Annotated in this window: 18 protein-coding genes; 17 read left to right on the top strand and 1 reads right to left on the bottom strand. The window is 40.4% G+C overall.

The annotated features are described in order from the left end of the window. Window positions 1-13 precede the first annotated feature (13 nt). Window positions 14-661: an epoxyqueuosine reductase QueH gene (locus RBQ60_RS12765; protein WP_307884065.1), complete on the bottom strand. Its 648-nt coding sequence runs from the start codon at window positions 659-661 to the stop codon at window positions 14-16. 741 nt (window positions 662-1,402) lie between these two features. On the opposite strand from RBQ60_RS12765, the gene rpoB reads away from it, so the two are divergent. The 17 genes from rpoB (at window position 1,403) to secG (ending at window position 26,072) form a co-directional block, all read left to right on the top strand. Further along, complete coding sequence (rpoB, locus tag RBQ60_RS12760) at window positions 1,403-5,287, top strand: DNA-directed RNA polymerase subunit beta (protein ID WP_307884064.1); 3,885 nt, start codon at window positions 1,403-1,405, stop codon at window positions 5,285-5,287. A 17-nt stretch (window positions 5,288-5,304) separates the two neighbouring features. Continuing rightward, on the top strand, window positions 5,305-8,946 hold the full coding sequence (rpoC, locus tag RBQ60_RS12755; RefSeq protein ID WP_307884063.1) for a DNA-directed RNA polymerase subunit beta': 3,642 nt from the start codon (window positions 5,305-5,307) through the stop codon (window positions 8,944-8,946). A 328-nt stretch (window positions 8,947-9,274) separates the two neighbouring features. Continuing rightward, window positions 9,275-10,273 (top strand): amidase domain-containing protein, encoded by a 999-nt coding sequence (locus RBQ60_RS12750; protein ID WP_307884062.1) that lies wholly within the window; start codon window positions 9,275-9,277, stop codon window positions 10,271-10,273. A 139-nt stretch (window positions 10,274-10,412) separates the two neighbouring features. Next, window positions 10,413-10,835 (top strand): hypothetical protein, encoded by a 423-nt coding sequence (locus RBQ60_RS12745; RefSeq protein WP_307884061.1) that lies wholly within the window; start codon window positions 10,413-10,415, stop codon window positions 10,833-10,835. A gap of 43 nt (window positions 10,836-10,878) precedes the next feature. Further along, window positions 10,879-11,328: a hypothetical protein gene (locus RBQ60_RS12740; protein WP_307884060.1), complete on the top strand. Its 450-nt coding sequence runs from the start codon at window positions 10,879-10,881 to the stop codon at window positions 11,326-11,328. Between the two features lie 170 nt (window positions 11,329-11,498). After that, window positions 11,499-11,921 carry a 30S ribosomal protein S12 gene (gene rpsL, locus RBQ60_RS12735; protein ID WP_307884059.1) on the top strand — a complete coding sequence of 141 codons (423 nt, stop codon included), beginning with the start codon at window positions 11,499-11,501 and terminating at the stop codon, window positions 11,919-11,921. Window positions 11,922-12,069: 148 nt separating this feature from the next. Further along, a complete protein-coding gene (gene rpsG, locus RBQ60_RS12730) occupies window positions 12,070-12,540 on the top strand; it encodes a 30S ribosomal protein S7 (protein WP_307884058.1) in 471 nt (156 codons plus the stop codon). A gap of 117 nt (window positions 12,541-12,657) precedes the next feature. Then, window positions 12,658-14,739 (top strand): elongation factor G, encoded by a 2,082-nt coding sequence (fusA, locus tag RBQ60_RS12725; protein WP_307884057.1) that lies wholly within the window; start codon window positions 12,658-12,660, stop codon window positions 14,737-14,739. Between the two features lie 184 nt (window positions 14,740-14,923). Further along, window positions 14,924-16,117 carry an elongation factor Tu gene (tuf, locus tag RBQ60_RS12720; protein WP_307884056.1) on the top strand — a complete coding sequence of 398 codons (1,194 nt, stop codon included), beginning with the start codon at window positions 14,924-14,926 and terminating at the stop codon, window positions 16,115-16,117. A 795-nt stretch (window positions 16,118-16,912) separates the two neighbouring features. Beyond that, entirely contained in the window at window positions 16,913-18,052 is a 1,140-nt protein-coding gene (locus tag RBQ60_RS12715) for an acyl-CoA dehydrogenase family protein (RefSeq protein ID WP_307884055.1), read from the top strand. 65 nt (window positions 18,053-18,117) lie between these two features. After that, a complete protein-coding gene (locus RBQ60_RS12710; RefSeq protein WP_307884054.1) occupies window positions 18,118-18,909 on the top strand; it encodes an electron transfer flavoprotein subunit beta/FixA family protein in 792 nt (263 codons plus the stop codon). Window positions 18,910-18,979: 70 nt separating this feature from the next. Further along, entirely contained in the window at window positions 18,980-20,032 is a 1,053-nt protein-coding gene (locus RBQ60_RS12705; protein WP_307884053.1) for an electron transfer flavoprotein subunit alpha/FixB family protein, read from the top strand. A 199-nt stretch (window positions 20,033-20,231) separates the two neighbouring features. Beyond that, entirely contained in the window at window positions 20,232-20,921 is a 690-nt protein-coding gene (locus RBQ60_RS12700) for a GTP pyrophosphokinase (protein ID WP_307884052.1), read from the top strand. Then, complete coding sequence (cls, locus tag RBQ60_RS12695) at window positions 20,899-22,470, top strand: cardiolipin synthase (protein ID WP_307884051.1); 1,572 nt, start codon at window positions 20,899-20,901, stop codon at window positions 22,468-22,470. Before RBQ60_RS12700 ends, cls begins: the two co-directional genes overlap by 23 nt. A gap of 354 nt (window positions 22,471-22,824) precedes the next feature. Beyond that, window positions 22,825-23,679, top strand: a complete 855-nt coding sequence (locus RBQ60_RS12690; RefSeq protein WP_307884050.1) for a hypothetical protein — start codon at window positions 22,825-22,827, stop codon at window positions 23,677-23,679. 411 nt (window positions 23,680-24,090) lie between these two features. Further along, window positions 24,091-25,275, top strand: a complete 1,185-nt coding sequence (locus RBQ60_RS12685) for a LysM peptidoglycan-binding domain-containing protein (RefSeq protein ID WP_307884049.1) — start codon at window positions 24,091-24,093, stop codon at window positions 25,273-25,275. Between the two features lie 554 nt (window positions 25,276-25,829). Further along, on the top strand, window positions 25,830-26,072 hold the full coding sequence (secG, locus tag RBQ60_RS12680) for a preprotein translocase subunit SecG (RefSeq protein WP_307884048.1): 243 nt from the start codon (window positions 25,830-25,832) through the stop codon (window positions 26,070-26,072). Window positions 26,073-26,113 lie beyond the last annotated feature (41 nt).

Genomic DNA, 26,113 nt, shown 5'->3' with positions numbered 1-26,113 from the left:
CAATATATCCTTTCTAAATTTCATTTTGGCTGTTCTCCTCTCGCAGTTCTGCTTCCAGTTTGGAATAGGGGCAGCCACAATAGTTTTGCCGATAAAGACCAAAAGATTCCGAGAGTTGACAAGAGCGACGATAACCATCCCGCTTTTTAAAATCAGAAAATAGGTAGGGAACATCATAGTTTTCTGCCAGCTGTTTTCCAATCTGATTTAGTGCTTGTGCGTCTTTATGGGGACTTATGGAAAGGGTGGTTGTAAAGTAGTCGAACCCACCTTTTTTTGCCTCCTCTGCGGTTTTACGTAACCGTAGGCTGTAGCAAGCCTTACACCGAGGGCCTCCCTCAAGTTCCCTTTCGTGGCCTTTTGCCAGGGAGAAGAAGGATTCTGTATCATATTCTCCCAAGAGAAAGGAAACAGGAGCTTTTAGTGGCATATTTTCAATCAGCTTTTGCTGCTCGTCTGCACGAAAAAGGAACTCCTCCTGAGGGAAGATGTTTGGGTTATAATAAAAAATTGTGATATCAAAATAAGATGTTAGATATTCCAACACATATGAAGAACATGGGGCGCAACAACTATGAAGTAATAGCCTAGGGCGATCTCCTCCTTTTTCAATTTGTTTTAAGGTTTTATCTAATATATGCTGATAATTTTCTTTGATCATAGTAAACACCTCTCTTTAAACTATAAAGAGTTTAGCAACATTTTGACAGAAAGGAAAGGGTTGGAGGGGTAAAAATGAGTACGTACGAAAAAAAGAACAATTTTTTTTCACAAAAATGCTATATTTAAATTTTGTGGAAATTAAAAATTATACCAAAGTTTAATGAAATTTTAGCGTTGTTCTTGGTTAAATTGGAATTTTGACATATTTAGACATTGAAATACTGAGGAAAAGAGAGAAGGAAAGTAAGTAGGGGTTATGGGGGTTACAAAAAACTTAGAATCCCAGAAAAAGCCCATAAAAAAAGGCTTGACACCAAGCCTTATAAATGATAAAATATTTCACACATTGACGAATACGGACAATGTCCCAACTTAAAAGCAGTATAGCACAATAGAAATCAAAGTTCAACAGGATTTTTACAATTGAGTGATTTTTAGTTGAAATTGCTTGTTTTACTAGGCAAAACTGCTTGTTTTTAAGGAGTTGAGAGGTTGTTTTTGTTCAATATATATGAGGGTGGGACGTCATTTGGCGATATACCCAGTTGTAAAGATTAGAATTTCTTGAAGAAAGAGGCTTTTGTCATGGCCGCTGATCAAAGGCGGTGTAGGCAAAGGTCTAGCTTTGTTTAAGCAGTTCTAAATTTTTTGTGTCCAGACAGGGAAAATTCCCTTTTTCGCTTGCTTTTATGGAAGCGGTGGTTTTGTCGGTGCAATCATTATTTCGAGAGGTGACAAGATGGAAAAAAACAGAATTCATGCACTCCGTTTTGGCGACACAACCAGAATGAGCTACTCTAGAATCAATGAGGTTTTAGAAATGCCCAATCTGATTGAGGTGCAGAAAAACAGCTACCAGTGGTTTTTAAGCGAGGGGCTAAAGGAAGTATTTGAGGACGTTTCTCCAATTACAGACTTTAGCGGAAACCTTGTACTGGAATTCATTGATTTTTCTTTGGATTCCGAACCAAAATTCTCCATTGAAGAATGTAAAGAAAGAGATGCAACCTTTGCGGCTGCATTGAAGGTAAAGGCTAGACTTTACAACAGAGAATTGGATGAATTAAAAGAACAGGAAATCTTTATGGGCGATTTCCCTTTGATGACCGAGACCGGTACCTTTATCATTAATGGTGCGGAACGTGTTATCGTAAGCCAGCTTGTTCGTTCTCCCGGCATCTACTATGCTTCTGATTTTGATAAGGTTGGTAAAAAACTACTCTCTGCTACGGTTATCCCAAACAGAGGTGCATGGCTGGAATACGAAACGGATTCCAATGACATTTTTTATGTACGTGTAGACCGTACAAGAAAAGTGCCGGTTACCGTTTTGATTCGTGCCATGGGTATTGGTACAGATGCGGAAATTCTTGAAATGTTTGGCGAAGAGCCTAAAATTTTGGCTTCCTTAGAGAAAGATATCTCTAAGAGTCACGAAGAAGGCTTGGTTGAAATTTATAAGAAGCTGCGTCCAGGTGAGCCTCCTACAGTGGAAAGCTCTAAGTCCTTATTGGATGGTATGTTCTTCGATCCGAAGCGTTATGACTTGGCAAAAGTTGGACGTTACAAATTCAATAAGAAGTTGGCTTTAAAAAACCGTATCCGTGGTGCAAAGCTTGCTGAAAATGTGGTTGACCCAATGACTGGCGAGGTTGTTGCAGAAGCAGGCACAGTCTTGTCTATGGAGATGTGTGAAGAAATTCAGAACACAGGTGCAGCTTACGTTCAGATCGAAGTAGAAGATAGAACGCTGAAGGTTCTCAGCAATCAGGCCGTTGACATTGATGGTTATATCGAAGAATTCGGCCTAAAGGCGGAAGACCTTGGTATTAGAGAATTGGTTTACTATCCTTTATTGGTACGTATTTTAGAAGAGTACCAAAGTTCAGAGGAAGTAGCCGCAGCAATTAAAGAAAATATTCATGAATTGGTTCCCAAGCATATCACATTGGAAGATATCTTTGCTTCCATCAACTATGTGTTGCATTTGGATTACGCATACGGCAATGTGGACGACATTGACCACTTGGGCAACAGACGTATTCGTTCCGTTGGAGAGTTGTTGCAGAATCAGTTCCGTATTGGTCTTTCCAGAATGGAAAGAGTTGTTAGAGAAAGAATGACAACCCAGGATTTAGCCGTTGTTACACCTCAGGCGTTGGTAAACGTGCGTCCTGTAACAGCTGCAATCAAAGAGTTCTTTGGTAGCTCTCAGTTGTCTCAGTTTATGGATCAAAATAACCCTCTTTCTGAGTTGACACATAAGCGTCGTTTGTCCGCTTTGGGCCCCGGTGGTTTGTCAAGAGAAAGAGCGGGCTTCGAAGTTCGAGACGTTCACCATTCCCATTACGGCAGAATGTGTCCTATCGAAACGCCAGAAGGTCCTAACATCGGTTTGATTAATACTCTTGCAACGTTTGCAAGAATTAATGAATATGGTTTCATTGAAGCACCTTACAGAAAGGTAGACCATAGCGGGGAACAACCTCGGGTTATGGAAGAGTTTATTTATGTAACCGCCGATGAAGAAGAAAACTACAGCGTTGCCCAGGCCAATGAGCCTTTGGACGGCATGGGTCACTTTGTGCATAAAAAAGTAAGTGGTCGTCATAGAGAAGAAATCATCGAAGTTGACAGAAGTCAAATTCACTTGATGGACGTTTCCCCTAAGCAGATGGTTTCTGTTGCTACAGCACTCATTCCTTTCTTGGAAAACGACGATGCGAACCGTGCGCTGATGGGCTCCAACATGCAGCGTCAGGCGGTACCTTTGATGGTAACAGACTCTCCTATCGTAGGTACAGGTATGGAATACAAGACCGCAAAAGACTCCGGGATTTGCGTCATTGCAAAAAACAGCGGTGTTGTTGAAAGAATCTCTGCAGATGAAATTGTTGTGCGTAACGATGCATCCGGAAGAGATCGCTACAAGATGATTAAATATCAAAGAAGTAACCAGAGCACATGCTTGAATCAGAAGCCTATTGTTGATGTAGGGGATCGGGTTGAAGCGAATCAAATAATTGCCGATGGTGCATCTACTTGTGATGGTGAATTGGCATTGGGTAAAAACCCCCTCATCGGCTTTATGACATGGGAAGGTTACAACTACGAAGATGCTGTTTTATTAAGTGAAAAACTGGTTCAGGATGACGTTTATACTTCTGTTCATATCAATGAATTTGAAGCAGATGCCAGAGATACAAAGCTGGGACCTGAAGAAATCACAAGAGACATTCCTAACGTGGGTGACGATGCCCTGAAGGACTTGGATGAAAGAGGTATCATTCGTATTGGTGCGGAAGTTCGCCCCAACGATATTTTAGTTGGTAAGGTTACACCGAAGGGTGAAACAGAACTGACAGCGGAAGAAAGATTGCTTCGTGCTATTTTCGGTGAAAAGGCAAGAGAAGTTAGAGATACTTCCCTACGTGTACCTCACGGTGAAACAGGTATTATCGTTGACGTTAAAATCTTTACAAGAGAAAATGGCGATGACGTTGGCCCTGGTGTAAATCAGTTGGTACGTGTTTATATTGCGCAGAAGAGAAAAATCTCCGTTGGTGATAAGATGGCTGGTCGTCACGGTAACAAGGGTGTTGTTTCCCGTGTTCTTCCTGTGGAAGATATGCCTTTCTTGCCAAACGGACGTCCTTTGGACATCGTATTGAACCCTCTGGGTATTCCTTCTCGTATGAATATTGGTCAGGTGTTGGAAACTCACCTTTCCTTGGCTGCAAAAGCATTGGGATGGAAAATCAGCACCCCTGTATTTGACGGTGCAAACGAAATTGACATCATGGATACCTTGGAGATGGCCAATGATTATGTAAATACTTGTTGGGAAGAATTCTCCGAAAAATGGAAGCCTTTATTACAGGGTGAAATTTACGACGAGTTATATGCAAACAGAGACCATAGAGAAGAATGGAAGGGTGTTGCCATTTCCAGAGATGGTAAGGTTTCCTTGCGTGACGGTCGTACAGGTGAGTTCTTTGATAACCGTGTAACCATTGGTTTCATGCATTACTTGAAACTTCACCACTTGGTTGATGATAAGATTCACGCACGTTCCACAGGTCCTTACTCCTTAGTAACGCAGCAGCCTTTGGGTGGTAAAGCTCAGTTCGGCGGTCAGCGTTTCGGTGAAATGGAAGTTTGGGCGCTGGAAGCTTATGGCGCTGCTTATACTTTGCAGGAAATCTTAACTGTGAAGTCTGACGATATTGTTGGTCGTGTTAAGACATATGAATCTATTGTTAAGGGTGAAAATATTCCTGAACCTGGTGTACCTGAATCCTTCAAGGTATTGCTGAAAGAATTACAGTCCTTAGCGTTGGATATTCGTGTTCTGCGTGATGATCAAACAGAAGTAGAGATTAAAGAGTCCATCGAAGAAGTGGACGATTTAAATGTAAATATTGATGGGTTTGAAGCGGAAGAACAAGACTACCGCCGTGCAAGACCTTTGACGGCTGAAGAAGAGTTGGTAGACTTCCTCTTTGACGGAGAAGAAGGTGTTGAGGCTGACGCCGAAGAGGGTGTTGAAGCAGAAGGCAACGAAGTGGTTGAGGACGATTTTGAAGAAGAGCTTCTAGATGGCGATTTTGAGGACGAGGAATAAGAAAGGAGGACAGGACCATGAATACACAAAACACAGAGCAAGGAATCGTATTTGATTCCATTAAGATTGGTTTGGCGTCTCCTGAAAAAATTCATGAGTGGTCAAGAGGCGAGGTTAAAAAACCCGAAACAATTAACTACAGAACATTAAAACCTGAAAAAGATGGTCTTTTCTGCGAAAAGATTTTTGGACCAACAAAAGATTGGGAATGCCACTGTGGTAAATATAAAAGAATCCGCTACAAAGGTGTTATTTGTGATCGTTGTGGTGTTGAAGTAACAAAGGCGAAGGTAAGACGTGAAAGAATGGGCCATATTGAACTGGCTGCACCTGTTTCTCATATTTGGTATTTCAAAGGGATCCCTTCCAGAATGGGTCTGATTCTTGCCATGAGCCCCAGAGCTTTGGAAAAGGTACTGTATTTCGCATCTTATATTGTACTCAATCCTGGTGATACAGAATTACAGTACAAACAGCTTTTAAGTGAAAGGGAATACAGAGAAGCCTATGACAAATACGGCAATGTTTTCGAAGCTGCAATGGGCGCAGAGGCGGTTAAGCAGTTATTGATGGATATTGACCTGGAAAAGGAATCTGTTGAACTGAAAGCCCAGCTGGAAGATACTGCAGGCCAAAAGAGAGTGCGTATTATCAAAAAACTTGAAGTAATCGAAAGCTTTAGAATTTCTGGAAACAAGCCTGAATGGATGATTCTGGATGCTATCCCTGTTATTCCTCCTGATATTCGTCCTATGGTTCAGTTGGATGGTGGACGTTTTGCTACCAGTGACTTGAACGACTTGTACAGACGTGTAATCAACAGAAATAACCGTTTGAAGAGATTGTTGGATTTAGGTGCCCCTGACATTATCGTTAGAAATGAAAAGAGAATGCTGCAGGAAGCTGTGGATGCTTTGATTGACAACGGCAGACGTGGTAGACCTGTAACAGGCCCTGGTAACCGTGCCCTGAAATCTCTTTCTGATATGTTGAAAGGTAAGCAAGGCCGTTTCCGTCAGAATCTCTTGGGTAAACGTGTTGACTACTCCGGTCGTTCCGTTATCGTAGTTGGCCCCGAACTGAAAATTTACCAGTGTGGTTTGCCTAAGGAAATGGCGATTGAGTTGTTCAAGCCTTTCGTAATGAAGAAATTAGTAGAAGATGGCTTGGCTCACAACATCAAATCTGCAAAGAGAATGGTTGAAAGACTTCAGACAGAAGTTTGGGATATTTTAGAAGATGTTATTAAAGAACATCCTGTTATGTTGAACCGTGCCCCAACACTGCACAGATTGGGTATTCAGGCTTTTGAACCTGTTTTGGTTGAAGGCCGTGCCATTAAGCTGCATCCTTTGGTATGTACTGCTTATAACGCCGACTTCGATGGTGACCAGATGGCGGTGCACGTTCCCCTTTCCGTTGAGGCTCAGGCAGAATGCCGTTTCTTACTGCTTTCTCCTAACAACTTACTGAAACCTTCTGATGGCGCACCTGTAACCGTACCTTCTCAGGATATGATTTTGGGTATGTACTATCTGACTTTGGAAAGAGACGATAGAAACGCCTTTTACGAAGAAGATATTTTGGATGGGGAAGGCAATGTAATCAAAGCAAAAGGCGACTTGATTATGAGGGCCTTTAAAGATGAAAAAGAGGCAATTCTTGCTTATGACAACCATGAGATTGCTTTGCAGGAAGTCATTCGTGTTAGAAGAGTCTTAACATTTAACGGAGTTGCTGAAACTCGTATGGTGCAGACCACCGTTGGCCGCATAATTTTCAACGAAGCGATTCCTCAGAACTTGGGCTATGTAGATAGAACGAACGAAGACGAAAAGTTCCGTTATGAAATTGACTTCTTGGTAGATAAAAAGCAGATTGGTAAAATTATCAATAGATGTATCAACCGTTGTGGTTCTACTGAAACTGCGGCAGTTTTGGATAAGATTAAAGCTTTGGGTTATAAGTTCTCCACAAAAGCAGCCTTAACCGTATCCGTATCTGATATGGAAATTCCTAAGGAAAAACCGGAATTCTTGGCTGAAGCGGAAGAAAAGGTAGATACGATTACCAAGAAGTTTAGACGTGGTTTAATGACAGACGAAGAACGTCATAACAAAGTTATCGAGGCTTGGAACATTGCCAACGATAAGATTACTGTTGCGTTGTTGGCAGGTTTGGGTAAATATAACAATATTTATATGATGGCCAACTCTGGTGCCCGTGGTTCCAACAGCCAGATTAAACAGTTGGCTGGTATGCGTGGTTTGATGGCCAACCCTTCTGGTGGTATCATCGAATTACCTATCAAGGCGAACTTCCGTGAAGGTCTGTCTGTATTGGAGTACTTTATTTCCGCCCATGGTGCAAGAAAAGGTTTGACGGATACGGCACTTAGAACAGCCGATTCCGGTTACTTGACTCGTCGTTTGGTAGACGTTTCTCAGGATATTATCATTCGTGAGTGGGATTGTTGTGAAGACAGCGATAAGGAAGCACCCGGTTTATGGGTATCTGCTTTCATGGATGGCAATGAAGTAATTGAAGGCTTACAGGATAGAATCCGTGGCAGATGGTCTGTCCTAGATGTAATTCATCCAGAAACAGGAGAAATCATCGTTCCTGCGGATACAATGATTACTTTTGATCAGGCAGAACGTGTGGAAAAAGCAGGCATTAAGAAGGTATTAATTCGTACCGTATTGACTTGCCGTTCCAACATCGGTATTTGTGCTAAGTGCTATGGTGCCAACATGGCAAGCGGTAGATATGTTCGAATCGGTGAATCCGTTGGTATCATTGCGGCACAGTCTATCGGTGAGCCAGGTACACAGCTTACAATGCGTACCTTCCACACGGGTGGTATCGCTGGTGATGACATCACGCAGGGTCTTCCTCGTGTTGAAGAATTATTTGAAGCAAGAAAGCCTAAGGGCCTTGCAATTATCGCTGAGTTTGCTGGACGTGTAACCTTTAACGATACAAAGAAGAAGAGAGAAGTTATTATTACGAACTCTGAAACAGGAGAAGTAAAGGATTATCTCATTCCTTATGGCTCCAGAATTAAAGTTTATGACGGTGACGACGTAGAAGCCGGTGATGAAATCACGGAAGGTAGCGTAAACCCTCATGATATTCTGAAAATCAAAGGTTTGCGTGGCGTACAGGATTATATGATTCAGGAAGTACAGCGTGTATACCGTTTACAGGGTGTAGAAATCAACGATAAGCATATTGAAGTGATTGTTCGCCAGATGCTAAAGCGTGTTAAAATCGAAGAAAACGGTGATTCTGGGTTCTTGCCAGGCAGCTTGGTTGACTGGTTGGTATTCGAAAATACAAATATCGCTTTAGAAGCAGAAGGAAAGACTCCTGCCAACGGTGCACGTGTTCTGTTGGGTATCACAAAGGCTTCTTTGGCAACAGACTCCTTCTTGTCTGCGGCATCCTTCCAGGAGACAACAAGAGTTTTGACGGAAGCTGCAATCAAGGGTAAGATTGATCCATTGATTGGTCTGAAAGAAAACGTTATTATCGGTAAGCTGATTCCCGCTGGTACAGGTATGCCCAGGTACCGCAACGTAGAAATCGAACCTGTGGGTAGTCAAAGTGCTTTACAGGATGATGGAATTTATATGGATGAAGACGATATGATTTAATGGGGAAAGGAAGTCCCCACCTTATAGAGGGTGGGATGCTTACTTGGTAGTTAGTGATGGGCATAAGCCCTCACGGAATAGACTTAACTTAAAGAGAGAAAGTTTATGTTTATGACATAGACTTTCTTTTTTTATGGGAAAGAAAGAATTGAATTTTGACTTGTTTGCAATAAAACTACGTTTGTAGTAAAATGTCGATAAGATGTGCTTGACGTCGTAAAACGGGGGGGGGGTATACTGGGGTTGGAAGCAAAGTGCACATTGTTTTCAGTTACAAAAATGTCTTTAAATATAATGAAGATAGATTTATACTGAAAGGGGAACATGTATGAAAAATTTATTTAAGAAAATTTTTGCAATGACTGTTGTTCTATCCATGCTTCTGCCTTTGGGCAACGTTGCATTCGCAGAAGAATTTGATAGCACTGATGATATGACAATGCAATATCTTGAGGATGAATTGAAAGCATATTTAGAAGAAAATCATCCGGAAATTGAATTTGGAACCGTAGAATTTGTTGACTATCTTATGGGAGTGCTGGTAGAAGGTACGGATGAGGAATTAGAAGTTTTACCTAACTATAATGAGATCTGCTACTACGGTGCAGAATATATGTATGAGTTGGAGCAGGTGCAAGTAGAGATGACAGAACCCTTTGAAATATTTTTAACTTCCGATGAATTTAGAGCAAAAACCATCGGAGAGATAAAGGAGGAAGTAAGACGCAAGGATGCAGAGGATGAGAAGGTATATGAACAGGCACTTGATTCAAGGGCTGCATATGCTGCCACTTCGTCCACGTATGATGCTGCTGCAGCCGTGCGTTATGCGCGACGACATGCGGAACACCCTAATACTGAAGAGTATAAGGAATATGGCAGGGACTGCACCAACTTCGTATCACAATGCATATATGCAGGTGGTATACCAATGAGAAAAGTTTCTAATCCTCCGTTAGGAACGAAAGGTACAACGAAATATTGGTATAGTAATTTAGAGAGGGAATATCATGGAAACGCTTATTACACTAGAGTTTACGACACAAGCTCTTGGATTCGTGTTGAGGACTTCTACGATTATTCTGTTTTACATGGCAGTGCGTGGGTTGCTACGGTTTATAGCATGAAAGATCTTTTGAACAGGGTGAAGGCAGGAGATGTGGTACAATTAAGGCGTGCTGATGGCGACTGGTACCACTCAATATTTGTTACAGGACTAAATGAAGAGGGGAAAATGGCATATTGTGGGCACACAGGTCCAAGACTTGATAGGGCGCTTGAGGAAATAAACGAAACGAGTACATTTAGAGTTCTTAGTTTTGATTAAATTTCAACAACTTTTTAAAAATCAATTTATACTACAGGTATACACCACAAGGAATGAAGTTGGTAAGGTTAGCATTATTCCTAGACGGGGTTTTATGTTGCTGTCAAAATTTTTATGATGAAACTGGAGGCGGAGTGTTATGAAAAAAAGAATATCAATGAAAAAGAAAATTCTACATTGTATTTTTTTCTGCGTCCTGCTTTATTTTGCAGGCTCCGTCTATATCAGCTTAAAAATCGAGAGCCTGATTGTAGCGGCGAATGAGGTGCCCCTTAGAATCAATCCAAGTCCAGAAATAATATCCGATGAAAATTTTAGAAGGCTGGGTTATAAAAATATGCATTCCATTAGGGGGGGAGATAGCCCGAATGCAAGGGAATTTTCTTTGCGTACCCCTGTATTTACCCTGTATTGGCCTAAGAATGCAAAATCTATCTATATATATTCCTATGAAGCACGCGATGGTGAGTGGTCTACAGGAAGTTGGCGGATTCCCGTTTGGGTAACTTCTGAATTTAAAGATGGTGCTTGGGTTATTACTGATGTATATGAGCACCCGTAAATCAGGCCGAGGGCATAGAAGTTTCGTTGCAAGAAGGCTGATTATGAGAGAAGAAGAGCATGAAATGTCTGTGGAAAAAAAAGCGCTTTATAAAAGAAGAATGAAGGAGTTTGAATGGACTCAAATCTCTTTATCTGTTCTAATTATTATAGCAGGTATTTTGGCGGCAAGGCAGTTTATGCTGTTAGATATTTCTGCTGAGATGCTTCCTGTAGCAAAGAAAGTGATTGTTTATATGGTGGGTATGATGACATTAGCAGGGATGCAACTATCCATCCGATTGGGTCATCATATTTTTAAAACCACGCCTTGGATGATTGAATTTAAGAGAGACAATAATAAGGATAATACAGAGATAAACAGCGAAAATGAATGTAGTAAAAAAATAGCTTGCAAATGCCTGAGTAAATATCCCTCAAGGCATTTTTTACTTGCAAAAAAGAAGGAAAACCAGCATAAGTTTAAAAATTGTAAAAAATGGGCAAAACTTTAGAAAAATAATTTGGTATTTCGCAAAAAACCTTGACTTTTCGGGAATCGAGTGATAAAATTTCCTAGTGTCTGTAATTATGGGCTTTTCTAAGCACGCTCTAATTACACACTCAAAAAGGCAAAATTATTGCAAGAGCAGAAAGTATTAATTTTTATAAGGAGGTGCAATTAATGCCTACGTTTAATCAGTTAGTAAGAAAAGGTAGACAGACGATGGAGAAAAAATCAGGAGCACCCGCTTTGCAGAAAGGCTTGAACTCTCTGCAGAAGAAAGCGACAGATGTTTCTTCTCCTCAGAAACGTGGTGTATGTACAGCAGTGAAGACTTCCACACCTAAAAAGCCAAACTCCGCACTCAGAAAGATTGCCAGAGTTCGTCTTTCCAACGGTATTGAAGTTTCCGCTTATATCCCTGGTGAAGGCCACAACCTTCAGGAACATAGCGTTGTTCTGATCAGAGGTGGTAGAGTAAAAGACCTTCCAGGTGTGCGTTACCATATCGTTAGAGGTACTTTGGATACAGCAGGCGTTGCAAAGAGAATGCAGGCTAGATCCAAATACGGCGCAAAACGCCCTAAACCAGCAAAGAAGTAATCAAAAAACAATAGGAAATGCCTTATACAGATCAATACAATCTGCGATTGCTTAGACGAGATATACGTTGAATGGTAAGGCATGAAAACACGAGTATTAGGCTCGTGAAGTACCGAGAATATCATTATTCATTAAGGAGGGAAGAATCGTGCCAAGAAAAGGACATGTTGCGAAAAGAGAGGTTTTAGCAGATCCTATCTACAATAGCAAGCTTGTAACAAAGCTGATCAACAGCATTATGCTTGATGGTAAGAAGGGTGTAGCTGAAAAAATCGTTTATGGTGCATTCGACAAAGTAGCAGAAAAGACAGGTAAAGAAGCTTTGGAGGCTTTTGAAGAAGCTTTGGCTAACATTATGCCTGTATTGGAAGTTAAAGCACGCCGTGTTGGTGGTGCAACTTACCAGGTTCCTATGGAAATTAGACCTGAAAGACGCCAGACATTGGGTCTTCGTTGGTTAACAATCTATTCCAGAAAACGTGGCGAAAAGACCATGGTTGATCGTTTGGCAGGCGAAATCACTGATGCATTAAGCAATGCTGGTGGTGCTTGCAAGAAGAAAGACGAAACACACAAAATGGCAGAAGCAAACAAGGCTTTCTCCCATTTCAAGTGGTAATAAAAAAGTATGGACACGAAGGGTTTTGGAAAGACTGTTTCCTAGGCACATTTTTCGAAAGATGTGCCTGACCTTTCGTTTGGTTTAATGAAGGATAACACAAAGGAGGAGTAAAGCGTGGCAAAAAGAGCATTTCCGCTGGAGCAAACCAGAAATATCGGTATTATGGCTCATATCGACGCAGGTAAGACTACTCTGACAGAACGTATCTTGTTTTACACAGGCCGTAACTACAAAATTGGTAATACTCATGAGGGTACAGCCACAATGGACTGGATGGAACAGGAGCAGGAAAGAGGTATCACCATTACTTCTGCGGCTACGACCTGTCATTGGAATGATAATAGAGTTAATATCATCGATACACCCGGACACGTTGACTTTACAGTAGAAGTAGAACGTTCTTTGCGTGTATTGGACGGCGCTATTTGCGTATTCTGTGCAAAGGGCGGTGTTGAACCTCAGTCTGAAACTGTATGGCGTCAGGCGGATAACTATAACGTTCCTAGAATGGCATTCATTAACAAAATGGATATCATGGGTGCTGATTTCTACAACGTTCTCGATATGATGAGAAAAAGACTGGGTTGTAATCCAGTAGCTATGCAGTTGCCTATTGGTGCTGAAAGCGATTTCGTAGGTGTAATCGACCTCATGCTTATGAAGGCTTACATCTATGCTGACGATTTAGGAAAAGATGTTAGCGAGACTGAAATTCCTGAAGATATGAAAGAAAAAGCTGCAGAATATAGACAAACTTTAGTTGAAACAGTTGCAGAAACAGACGAAGAGCTGATGATGATGTACTTGGAAGGTGAAGAACCCTCTGTAGAACAGCTTAAAACTGCAATGCGTAAGGCTTGTATCAACTGTGATTTGATTCCTGTTTTCTGTGGTACTGCATACAGAAACAAAGGTGTTCAGAGATTACTGGATGCTGTAATCGAATATATGCCTGCTCCACTTGACATCCCTGCAATTAAGGGTGTTGACCCTGACACAGGCGAAGAAGTTGAAAGACATTCTTCTGATGAAGAACCTTTCTCTGCTTTAGCATTTAAGATTATGAATGACCCCTTCGTAGGTAAATTGGCCTTCTTCCGTGTGTACTCTGGTACAATGGATGCCGGCACTTATGTTTACAACTCTACAAAGGGCAAAAAAGAACGTGTTGGTCGTATCCTTCAGATGCATGCAAATCATAGAGAAGAAATTGATAGAGTTTATTCCGGTGACATTGCGGCAGCTGTTGGTTTCAAGCTGACAACAACTGGTGATACGATTTGTGATGAAGCGAATGAAGTTATCTTGGAATCCATGGTATTCCCTGAACCCGTTATCGAAGTTGCGATTGAACCTAAAACAAAAGCAGGTAGAGATAAAATGGGTATGGCATTGGCTAAATTGGCTGAAGAAGATCCTACATTCAAGACATACTCAAACGCTGATACAGGACAGACAATTATTGCTGGTATGGGTGAGTTGCATTTGGAAATCATCGTTGACCGTCTGCTTAGAGAATTCAAAGTAGAAGCTAACGTTGGTGCGCCTCAGGTATCTTACAAAGAAACATTCCGCAAAGCTGTTGACGTTGAAGGTAAATTCGTACGTCAGTCCGGTGGTCGTGGTCAGTATGGTCACTGTAAGGTTCGTTTCTTCCCTATCGGTACAGATGCAGAAAGCAACTATGAATTCGTAAATAGCACTGTTGGTGGTTCTATTCCTAAAGAATATATCCCAGCTATTGATAAAGGTATTCAGCAGGCAATGCAAACAGGTATTTTGGGTGGATATCCAGTACTTGGTGTAAAGGCAGAAGTTTACGATGGTTCTTACCATGATGTTGACTCCTCCGAAACAGCTTACCAGATTGCTGGTTCCATGGCTTTCAAGGAAGCGATGAGAAAAGGTGATGCGGTACTTCTGGAGCCTATCATGAAGGTTACAGTATCTGTTCCTGAGGAATACATGGGTGACGTTATTGGTGACATCAACTCTCGTCGTGGCCGTATTGAAGGTATGGAAGCGAGAAGTGGTGTACAGGTTGTTCACTCCTTTGTGCCTTTGGCAGAAATGTTTGGTTACGCTACAGATCTTCGTTCCAAAACACAGGGTCGTGGTACTTACGTAATGGAAGTAGACCACTATGAACCCTGCCCGAAATCCGTTCAGGATAAGGTTTTGGAAGGTAAGAAGTAAGAACCATTTTGAGCTAAATAAAGACATTTATATGGTTCGGAAAATATGCCAAAATACCCATGGAATGGATATTTGGTATTGCAAAAAGACATGAAGTCTAATATAATTGAAATCGATAGGTACATTCTCCTAAATGTACTAAATACAATAGATTTCCAACAAACCTAAAGGAGGATAATTTAAAATGGCAAAGCAAAAATTTGAAAGAACCAAACCTCATATGAATATTGGTACTATCGGTCACGTTGACCATGGTAAAACTACTCTTACAGCAGCTATCACAAAGACTCTGCATGATAGATACAAGTTTGGTGCAGCTGTAGATTTTGACAACATTGATAAGGCTCCCGAAGAAAGAGAACGTGGTATCACAATCTCCACATCTCACGTTGAATATGAAACACCTGTTAGACACTACGCTCACGTTGACTGCCCAGGACATGCTGACTATGTAAAGAACATGATCACTGGTGCTGCTCAGATGGACGGTGCTATCTTGGTTGTTGCTGCAACTGACGGTCCTATGGCTCAGACAAGAGAGCACATCTTGCTTTCTCGTCAGGTAGGCGTTCCTTACGTTGTTGTATTCATGAACAAATGCGACATGGTTGAAGACGAAGAACTTCTTGACTTGGTTGAAATGGAAATCAGAGACCTTCTTTCTGAATATGACTTCCCTGGTGATGATACACCTATTATCAGAGGTTCCGCATTCCAGGCTCTTCAGGATCCTGCTGGTTCTTGGGGTGACAAGATTGTTGATCTTTTCAACGAAATCGAAGCTTATATTCCCGAACCTGAACGTGATACAGACAAGCCTTTCTTGATGCCTGTCGAAGACGTATTCTCCATTACAGGTCGTGGTACAGTAGCAACTGGTAGAGTTGAGGCTGGTATCGTTAAAGTACAGGACGAAGTTGAAATCGTTGGTTTGTCCGATGAAATCAGAAAAGTTGTTGTTACTGGCGTTGAAATGTTCCGTAAACTTTTGGATCAGGCTGAAGCTGGTGATAACATCGGTGTTCTTCTTCGTGGTGTTCAGAGAACTGATATCGAAAGAGGTCAGGTATTGGCGAAACCCGGTTCCATCAAACCTCATTCAAAATTCAAGGCTCAGGTTTACGTATTGAGCAAAGAAGAAGGTGGCCGTCATACACCTTTCTTCAACAACTACAGACCTCAGTTCTACTTCAGAACAACAGACGTTACAGGCGTTATCTCCTTACCTGATGGTACAGAAATGTGTATGCCTGGCGACAACGTTGAAATGTCTATCGATTTGATCACACCTGTTGCTATGGCTCAGGGTCTTCGTTTTGCTATCCGTGAAGGTGGTAGAACAGTAGGCGCTGGTTCCGTAACAGAAGTGGTAGAATAAGAATTGAAGAAGTACCCTAAAAGGGTGCTTCTTTTTTTATAGTGAGAAGAAAAAGTCATGGAAAAAGAAAAAAATATTTTAGTTCATTGTGAAAGAAAAATGAAAATGATAAGTTTTTAGCATGGAAAAAATAGGGATTTAAAATATGCCGGGAAAGCAAGATGAAGGATTAACAGCATGATTACGTGGTTTAAATATGGCTGGCCAAATTTTTAGCAGAATTGACTATATGTTGTAAGACAAGGAGAGCTGAGAAAATTTTGTTTCTATGCGAAATATATTGACATAGAAAAGACAATAGTGTAAAGTATAGGAAGACAAGAAAGCTGGAGTTGCACGTACCCATTGGGGGTAATGTGTACTTTTTTAAAGTATATATCTTGCATACTAAATATTAGCATTGTTTAAAAAATTCCATTCATATTACAATACAAAGTTGGCAAAACAGTGAATATTTGGTGTTAAATGAGTTATATGTACTTATAAAAATACAAGATCCGATAAAGCTTTTTTGTAGGTTTTTTTTGACAATGCGGCCGAAAAATACGGCGGTATTACCATAAAACGCAACCGTTTTTTATGTAATATTCGTCAACAAATGAGTTGACAATTTTTAAACAAAAATGGTATATTCATGATGGACGTACAACTAGACTTTTCTTATTGTGCAAGCAATTTTGAAATTAAGGGTGAACGTTTTAGTGGCAGCGTTAAAGGAAGTAGTAGGTATTAATAAAATGGTCGGTGGCCCGCACCGATTGTTTTAAAATTTTTTAAAAATAGGAGGAATATTAAATGGATTTCAAATTAACAAAAACTCAGTTGCTTCAGCAAGAGTTGTTTAGAAAATTTGCTGAAACAGAAATCAAACCCATAGCTAAGGATATGGACGAAGCTGAAGAATATGACATGGGCCTTGTTGCTAAGTTACAGAAGGCTGGTATGTTCGGTATTCCTTATTCCAGAGAATACGGCGGACAGGGCGCAGACGTTCTTACATACACATTGGCTATGGAAGAAGTATCTAAAATTGATGGTTCCACAGGTATAACTCTTTCCGTACATACATCCCTTTGCTGCCCTTGTATCAATGAATTTGGTACAGAAGAACAGAAACAAGAATTCTTGAGACCATTGGTTGACGGTACTAAAGTTGGTTGCTTTGGTTTGACAGAGCCTAACGCTGGTACAGATGCTTCTGGTGTTCAGACAACAGCAGTTAAAGACGGCGATGACTATATCATCAACGGTACAAAAATCTTTACAACAAACTCTGGTTTTGCAGACACATTCATTGTATTCGCTTTGACAGATAAGTCCAAAGGACCTAAAGGTATGTCCGCATTTATCTTGGACAAGGAAATGCCTGGTATTACTGTAGGTGAAAACATCGAACGTATGGGTATCAGAGCTGCTTCCAACTGTGAAGTTGCTTACGAAAACGTAAGAGTACCTGCAAGCAGAATGTTAGGTAAAGAAGGTGTTGGTTACAAAATTGCTATGACAGCTTTAGGTGGCGGACGTATCGGTATCGGTGCTCAGTCCGTAGGTATCGCTCAGGGCGCTATCGACGAAGCTATGAAATATGTTAAAGAAAGAAAACAGTTTGGTAAAACAATCAACAAGTTCCAGAACACACAGTTCAAACTTGCTGAATGCCAGACAAAAGTTGATGCTGCTAGATTGATGGTTTGGAGAGCAGCAACAGCAAAAGACAATCATGAAAACTACGCTCCTTTGGCAGCTATGTGTAAACTGTTTGGCTCTGAAGTAGCTAACGAAGTAACAAGAGTATGCGTTCAGTTGCTTGGTGGTTACGGTTACTGCCGCGAATATCCTGTAGAAAGAGCTATGCGTGACGCTAAGATTACAGAAATCTACGAAGGTACATCTGAAGCAATGAAGATGATTATCTCCGGTGCTATGAAAGTTTGATAAGTAGCTTCTGAATCTAGACACGAAGCGAAATACTACTATAATTTGGAAGGAGAACAACTATAATGAAAATCGTTGTATGTATTAAACAAGTACCAGACACAGTTGAAGTTAAAATTGATCCTAAGACAGGCACCCTGATTCGTGACGGCGTACCTTCTATCATTAACCATGACGACAAAACAGGTATTGAAGCTGCTCTTCAGTTAAAAGAAGAATTAGGTGGCACAGTAACAGTTGTATCCATGGGACCTCCTCAGGCAGAAGTTGCTTTGAGAGAAGCTTTGGCTATGGGTTGCGATGAAGCTTACTTAGTTTCCGCTAGAGAATTCGGTGGTTCCGATACATATGCTACATCCGGTATCTTGGCTGCAGCTTTGAAGAAAATTGGCTATGACGTAATCATCACAGGTCGTCAGGCTATCGATGGTGACACAGCTCAGGTTGGTCCTCAGATTGCTGAAAAATTGCAGGTTCCTCAGGTTTCTTATGTTGAAGAAGTAAAAGAAGCTACTGAAGAGTACGTGGTTGTTCAGAGACAGTACGAAGATGGTTACCACATCATCAAAATCAAAACACCTTGCCTGTTGACAGCTATCGCTGAATTGGCTGATCCTAGATACATGTCCGTAAGAGGTATCGTTGAAGCTTACGAAAAAGAAATCAAAACATTAGGTTTTGAAGATTTGAAAGATGATCTTGAACTTGACATGATCGGCTTAAAGGGTTCCCCTACAAACGTATATCAGTCCTTCACTAAGGAAGTTAAGGGCGCTGGTACAATCCTGAAAGATGTGTCTGCAGAAGAGGCAGTTCAGGCTATTATCGACAAGTTGGAAGCTAAGTTCATCATCTAATTTGGTGACAACTTTAATCGAGCAGAAAGAACTATATACTAAATTTGGAATATAAGGAGGAAACCCTACAATGAGTAAAGGTATTTTTGTAGTAATCGAACAGAGAAGCGGTAAAGTTCAGAACGTAGGTCTTGAACTGATCGGCGAATCCACCAGACTGAAAGAAGATCTGAAGGACGACGTAGTAGCTGTCCTGTTAGGTCATGAAATCGAAGGCGAAGTTGATAAACTTTATCACTATGGTGCTGACAAGGTTATCCTTGTTGACAGCCCTTACTTGAAAAACTATGTAACAGAACCTTACACAAAGGCTATCACAGCTATTGTGAAGGAATATGATCCTGAAATTATGCTCTTTGGTGCATCTTCCATCGGTCGTGACGTGGCTCCTCGTGTAGCTAGCCGTGTTAAGACAGGTTTGGTTGCAGATACAACAGGTTTGAGAATGGCAAAGACAGAAGAAGAATTCGCGAAGGAAGCAGCTATGGGTTGCGAAGATCCTACAAGAGCACTTCTTATGACTCGTCCTGCATTCGGTGGTAACATCATGGCAACATTGATGTGCCCTAGAACAAAACCTCAGATGGCGACAGTACGTCCTGGCGTTATGAGAAGAATTGAAAAAGACAAATCAAGAACAGGCGAATTGATCAAATTTAACGTTGACTTCACAGATGCAGATATGAACGTTGAGATCCTTGAAGTTGTTAAGGCTGACAAGAAACATGCAGACTTGACAGAAGCTAAAATGATCGTATCCGGTGGTCGTGGTATTGGTGGTCCTCAGGGCTTCGACATGATCAGAGACGTAGCAGATGCATTGGGCGCTGAAATTGGTTCTTCCAGAGCATGTGTTGACGCTGGCTGGATTGAAAAAGATCGCCAGGTAGGTCAGACAGGTAAGACAGTACGTCCTGAATTGTACATGGCTTGCGGTATCTCTGGTGCGATTCAGCACGTTGCAGGTATGGAAAACTCTGAAGTAGTTATCTCCATCAACAAAAACGACACAGCACCTATCTTCGAAGTATCCGATTTGGGTATCGTAGGTGACGTGAAAGTGATCCTGCCTAGATTGGCTGATGCTATCAGAAAATACAAAGAAGCAAAAGCTAGCAACTAATTTTAAAAATTTGTTTAATCAGAGTTTCCTTTGGGTTCCCAAGGGAAACTCTTTTTTTGTTTAAAATGTTCAGTAGAGAGGCAGGAAGTTATAGCGAGGGCGATAGCCCACGTAAGGGAGTACGAATATGTCAAGAAATAGACATTTTCCACGAAATATGCTATACTTGAAAATATTTTACAAGAGAGGAAAAGCAGAAATGAGTATATTAGAGTTAGAATATGAAGATAGATTGGAGTCTGTTCAACCAGAAATAATTTTGAAAGAAGCAAGACCTTTTTTGGAATTAATGATGGAGTATCGCTGCGCTTTGATGGAAGTTGAAACGAAGCTGAACGTTTTGAATGAAGAGTTTGCGTTGAAATACAACAGAAACCCTTTTGAGTCCATCAAGTCTAGAATAAAAAAACCTTTAAGCATCGTAGAAAAGCTAAAGCGTAAAGGTTTTCCTATCACTGTTGAGAGCATGGAAGATAACTTGTTTGACATTGCTGGTATACGTATCATTTGTTCCTTTGTTGATGATATTTATGCCATTGCTGCTTTGTTGGTTCAGCAGGATGATATAACACTGATAGAGGCAAAGGATTATATTAAAAATCCAAAAGATAATGGATATAGAAGCCTGCATCTTCTTTTAGAAGTGCCAGTTTTTTTAGCAGAGCAAAAAAAGCCTATGAAAGTGGAAGTGCAGTTTCGCACCATTGCTATGGATTTTTGGGCTAGCCTTGAGCATAAGTTGAAGTACAAAAAGGATGTTACCGATGCACAGGCCATTTTTGAAGAATTAAAAGATTGTGCAGAAATTATTAGTAATATGGATTTACGGATGCAAGATATACGGGATCGAATAGAGGTGCGGGGAGATGACACGGGAAGAAATAGCTAAGATGCAATTAGTACAGAAAAGCCGTAGTGGTATTTTAAGAATTATTTTTGGGCGAACTGCGGTTATACTGGCTTTAATTGTTCTTCAGGCATTTTTGCTATTTAATATTATAAAATACTTCCAGCAGTATGTTCCCGCATTTTTTGGTGGTAATGCTGTTTTTGCTTTTTTTATTGTTTTATACATAATCAATAAGGGAAATAACCCTTCAGTGCAGCTTTCATGGACAATATTAACACTGCTGACACCAGTGGTGGGCGGGTTATTATATCTATATGTAGAAACTCATCCTGGACAAAGAATCTTAGAAAAAAGGCTGGAGAAGTTATATAGGCAAACGCAGAAATATGTGAAACAAGACAATGAGGTTGTGAATTCCTTAAAGCAGGCAGACATAGGTACTGCCCGAATGGCAGACTATGTGAGAAAGCATGGAAATTTTTCTATCTACCAAAATACACAGGTAACGTATCTTCCTCTGGGAGAGGCAAAGCTTGAGGCAATGATTGAAGAGCTTGAAAAGGCAAAGCATTTTATTTTCATGGAGTACTTTATTCTAGCAAGGGGAATTATGTGGGAGAGAATACTTGAAATTTTACAACGCAAAGTGGGGGAGGGTGTTGAGGTACGACTAATGTATGATGGTACATGTGCCGTAAGTTTACTACCCTATGATTACCCTGAAATGTTGAAGAAGATTGGAATTAGGTGCAAAATGTTTGCCCCATTAAAACCAATCTTATCAACACATTATAATAATAGAGATCACCGTAAAATACTGGTAATTGACGGGAAAGTTGGTTTTACTGGCGGGATTAATATTGGCGATGAATATATTAACCACGAAGAAAGATTTGGCCATTGGAAGGACACCGCCGTATTATTAAAAGGTGATGCTGTTGAAGGTTTAACTCAGATGTTTTTACAGATGTGGAATGTAAATGAAAAAGCCGAAGACTACTCAAAATATCTTTGTGTTGAGAAAGAGAAAGTTGAAGCTCAGGGCTTTGTTATGCCCTATGGGGATAGCCCCTTTGACGAGGAGTTAATTGGTGAGATGGTGTATATGGACATTTTGAACCGTGCAGAACACTATGTTCATATTATGTCACCTTATTTAATTCTTGATCATGAAATGGTAACAGCTTTAACTTATGCAGGGAAAAGGGGGGTTGACGTGAAGCTCATGCTGCCTCATATTCCAGATAAAATTTTGCCTTTTGCATTGGCAAAAAGCCATTATAAAGATTTGATACGTGCTGGGGTTAAAATTTATGAGTATACCCCTGGTTTTGTCCATGCTAAGGTTTTTGTTAGCGATGATATCAAGGCTGTTGTAGGCACCATTAACCTAGATTATCGCAGCTTATACTTACACTTTGAGTGTGCGGCCTTCCTATATGGTGTACCTGAAATTCAGGTGATTGAAAGGGACTATCAAGAGACCCTTGAAAAATGCCGGCAAATCACTTTGGAAGACTGTGAGAAGGAAAAAATATATATTCGTATTTTAGGCAAGCTACTAAAAGTTGTGGCGCCTTTGATGTGAATTTAATGTTAATTAATCAAATAACTAGTGCGTAGGGAAGAAACAGATGTGTGAAAAGCATCTGTTTTTTTAATTAAGTATCCCAAAAAACCTATTTGAGGAAAGGCGTTACATAATTTAAATATCAAACTAGGCTCTATCTTGAAGATAAAAGTGTTTACTCTACTCAAAGCGGGAAATGACGACATATTATTTTTGCAGCTTTAGCGGCTTAGCAATTTGTGCAAGATTAAGAGTAAATATTGAGAACTTAGGTATTTTAGAGTTTATTTTGTGTCAACAGAAGGCAAGTCCCCATATTATAGTATTAGGTTGTTACTAAACAATTATAATTTTAAATAGGAGGTAATATATATGGCAACGTTTTATAACCAAGCTACACTTTCCTACAACGGTAACGTAACAAACTCAAATATTATTAGTGGTGAGTTATTAGAAGTTTTATCTGCAACGAAAACAGCCGTTATGGATGATTACACTGCAAATGATGACATAACTTATGTAATAAGTATTATCAACTCTGGGGCAACAGCCTTTACAGGTTTGACCATTACGGACAATCTTGGCTCCTATGCCTTTGGTTTGGGAAATTTAGTTCCTTTAACCTATGCAACAGGTTCAGTAAGGTACTATATCAATGGTGTACTTCAAACGGCTCCCACCGTTACAGCTGGCCCACCCTTAGTTATCAGTGGTATTGATGTACCTGCCAATGGAAACGCAATGATTATGTATGAAGTTAATGCCAACTCATTTGCTCCATTAGGAGTTGGAGATACAATTGTAAATGAAGCAGAAATCACAGGTGGGGGGTTGTCAAGTCCGCTTGCTGTTACAGAAACAATCAGTACAGAGGATAAAGCTGTCCTGACAATTAGCAAGGCAGTTTCTCCATCAACAGTAACTGAAAATGGACAATTGACCTATACGTTTACAATTCAAAACTCTGGAAATACAGCTGCAGTGGCGACTGATAATGTTATTTTAACAGATACTTTCGATCCTATTTTGGATCCCATCGCTGTAACGTTTAATAGTGTTAGCTGGAGTGATCCGACTAACTACTCGTACAACAGCGCTACAGGCGAATTTACCACTGTTGCTGGGGAAATTACAGTGCCACCTGCAACCTATACGCAGGATGCTGTCTTTGGAAATTGGATCATCAACCCTGGTGTTAGCACTTTGGTAATAACAGGTACCGTTTAATTAATGGTTTTCGGACTGTAAGACTTACTCAAAGGTGTTAAAAACGACACACTTTGTATTGAGGAATATGGTTTCAGGTTAGAAGGTATTTTCTTTAACGGGAACTCCTTGCTTTTTGCAGGGGGTTCTTGTTGTTTGGCTAAGACATGTGGATGTTTGACTTAACAAGCCTTCTGCAATGAGTTGGACATAGAGCGTTACGTCGACATGTAAAAAAACCCCCTTCCTTGGGGCTATTTTTTGCGAATTATAGGGATATTATGGTATTTTTGCGGAAGAAAAAAGGAATGCCACGACAGCGTTTGACAGAAAGTGCAGGGCAGGCATGGTATATTTTGGACAAGCAGATAGTCTTTGGGAAAATGCCAAAGAAACATGCCAGTGTATATTCAATACAAGGGAGGACATAGGATGCGGCAATATTTTAACGGTGATATGAATTTGTATGGCTATGGCATAGATGAAGAGTCATCAACTTTGCCTGAAAAAACAAAGCAGATGGGTGCGTTGGAAAGTCAAATGCGCATCTACATTGAGGATTATGTTTATACATATTTATATCAATATGGTAAAAGTAATGGTGGGAAAGAAAAAGTGGCGGCTTTGGTAGGACGGCATATAGAGATTAATGGTGAGGATTCCATTATTATTTGTGGTGCCATTCAAGGGAGGGGCGCCATACAGAAGAATGGTGTTGAAAGCTTTAGTGAAGAAACATGGGAATACATTGGCAGCCAAATGGAGACATACTTCAAAGGCATGACTTTAGTGGGATGGGCCCACCTACAGCCTGGATTCGGCTCATTTTTGATGGCGAAAGACGAGCTATTTCATCAAGAATTTTTCAAAGAAAAATGGCAGCTTTTATTTGTCATTGATAGTTTAGACAAAATGGATACCTTTTATATTTACAATGAAGACCGCAAAGGATTAAGACAGGCTAGGGGATATTTTGTTTATTATGATAAGAATCAGGAAATGCAAGAATATATGCTAGACAACAGCATGGTTCGTCCAAAAGAGGATGGACAGGATTTGGCAATTGAGGAGCCTCAGGAAGAGCAAAAAATGGTTACAAGGGAGGGAAAAAGACGGAGACCGAAGCCAGAGGAGAGAATGGATGCAGCAAAAGAAATACGCAGAGTTCTAAAAAGACGTGCAGAGGAGGCAGAAGAAGCACAAAAAGGACGATACACCATGCTGGCAGGGGTAAGCTGTGTTCTTTGTGTTGTTTGTATATGCATGGGTTTTGCGTTAATGAGTAATATGACCCGTTTGCGTAGTTTAGAAGGCGAAATCTTGATGGTACAAAGTTCCTATGAAAAGCTGGAAGAGAGCATAGAGGGAGTAAGGGTGCAGGCGGCCTTTGCGGCAGAGACAGGGGTACAGACACCAGTGCAGGTAGAAAAGGAGGATGGGATAAAACCTGAAGAAGATGCAGTTGAGACATGGTACACCGTGGAGGCAGGTGATAGCTTAGGATTTATAAGTAGTAAATACTATGGAGATAACAGTGGTATTACAAAAATCATGCATGCCAATAGCTTGGAGAATGCGGATATGATTTATGCAGGTCAATCTTTACTTATTCCATAAGTTTCGAAAAATGAGATAATACAAGAATATAAGAAAATTCTGAACTTTTATTTCTATAAGTACTTCCCAAAAAAACATGCACCTCCAAGTGAAGGATATTATCCAACATTTGGGGTGCATTTTTATGGAAATATATTCTGTTGGCTGGTGTTCAAATTTCAAATAATTACGCAGAAATTTCTTGGATACCTAGGCCTTGTTTTAAATATATGAGGGCAAACTGTACAGAAGTGCATTTGGGATAAATTATTGGTAATTCAGAACAGCCCAAAGTCTCTACATTAAATGGCCACGGGTTTTGGGGTCAGTCCAAAGATTTATGTATATTTTGTTTACATAACTTTTGGTGTAGAATTATGATAAGGTATAATAAAATAACTTGAGCAGAGAAAGTTGATATTAGTGCGGGAGATCATGATAGTTGAAGGTATGATTGAGGACGGTATATTTATAAAAAAATCTTGCGATATAAGAAATAATATGTTACAATACTTATGCTGTTTAAGTATGGATAAGACTCAGATTTATGAGCAAGATATATAGGAGGGTTTCAAATGACAACAATCGGTTTGGTTTTGACAGGTATTTTAGCGGTAGTGGCAGTCGTGTTATGTGGAATTATATTAATGCAGTCTAAGCGTTCTGCAGGCTTAGGTGCAATTAGCGCCAGCAGTGGTGGAGATACTTACTGGAGCAAGAACAAAGGTAACTCTGTTGAAGGTGCGTTGGAAAAATACACAAAAATTGGTGGCGCCCTTTTTATGATTATTGCTCTGGCAATTAATTTGGTTGGCTAATAGATGAGAGATGCAGAAAATGCATCTCTTTTTTTGTAAGA

It is taken from the genome of Anaerotignum sp. MB30-C6 (assembly GCF_030908465.1).
GTDB lineage: Bacteria > Bacillota > Clostridia > Lachnospirales > Anaerotignaceae > Chakrabartyella.
This window is presented reverse-complemented; position numbering and strand designations above follow the sequence as displayed.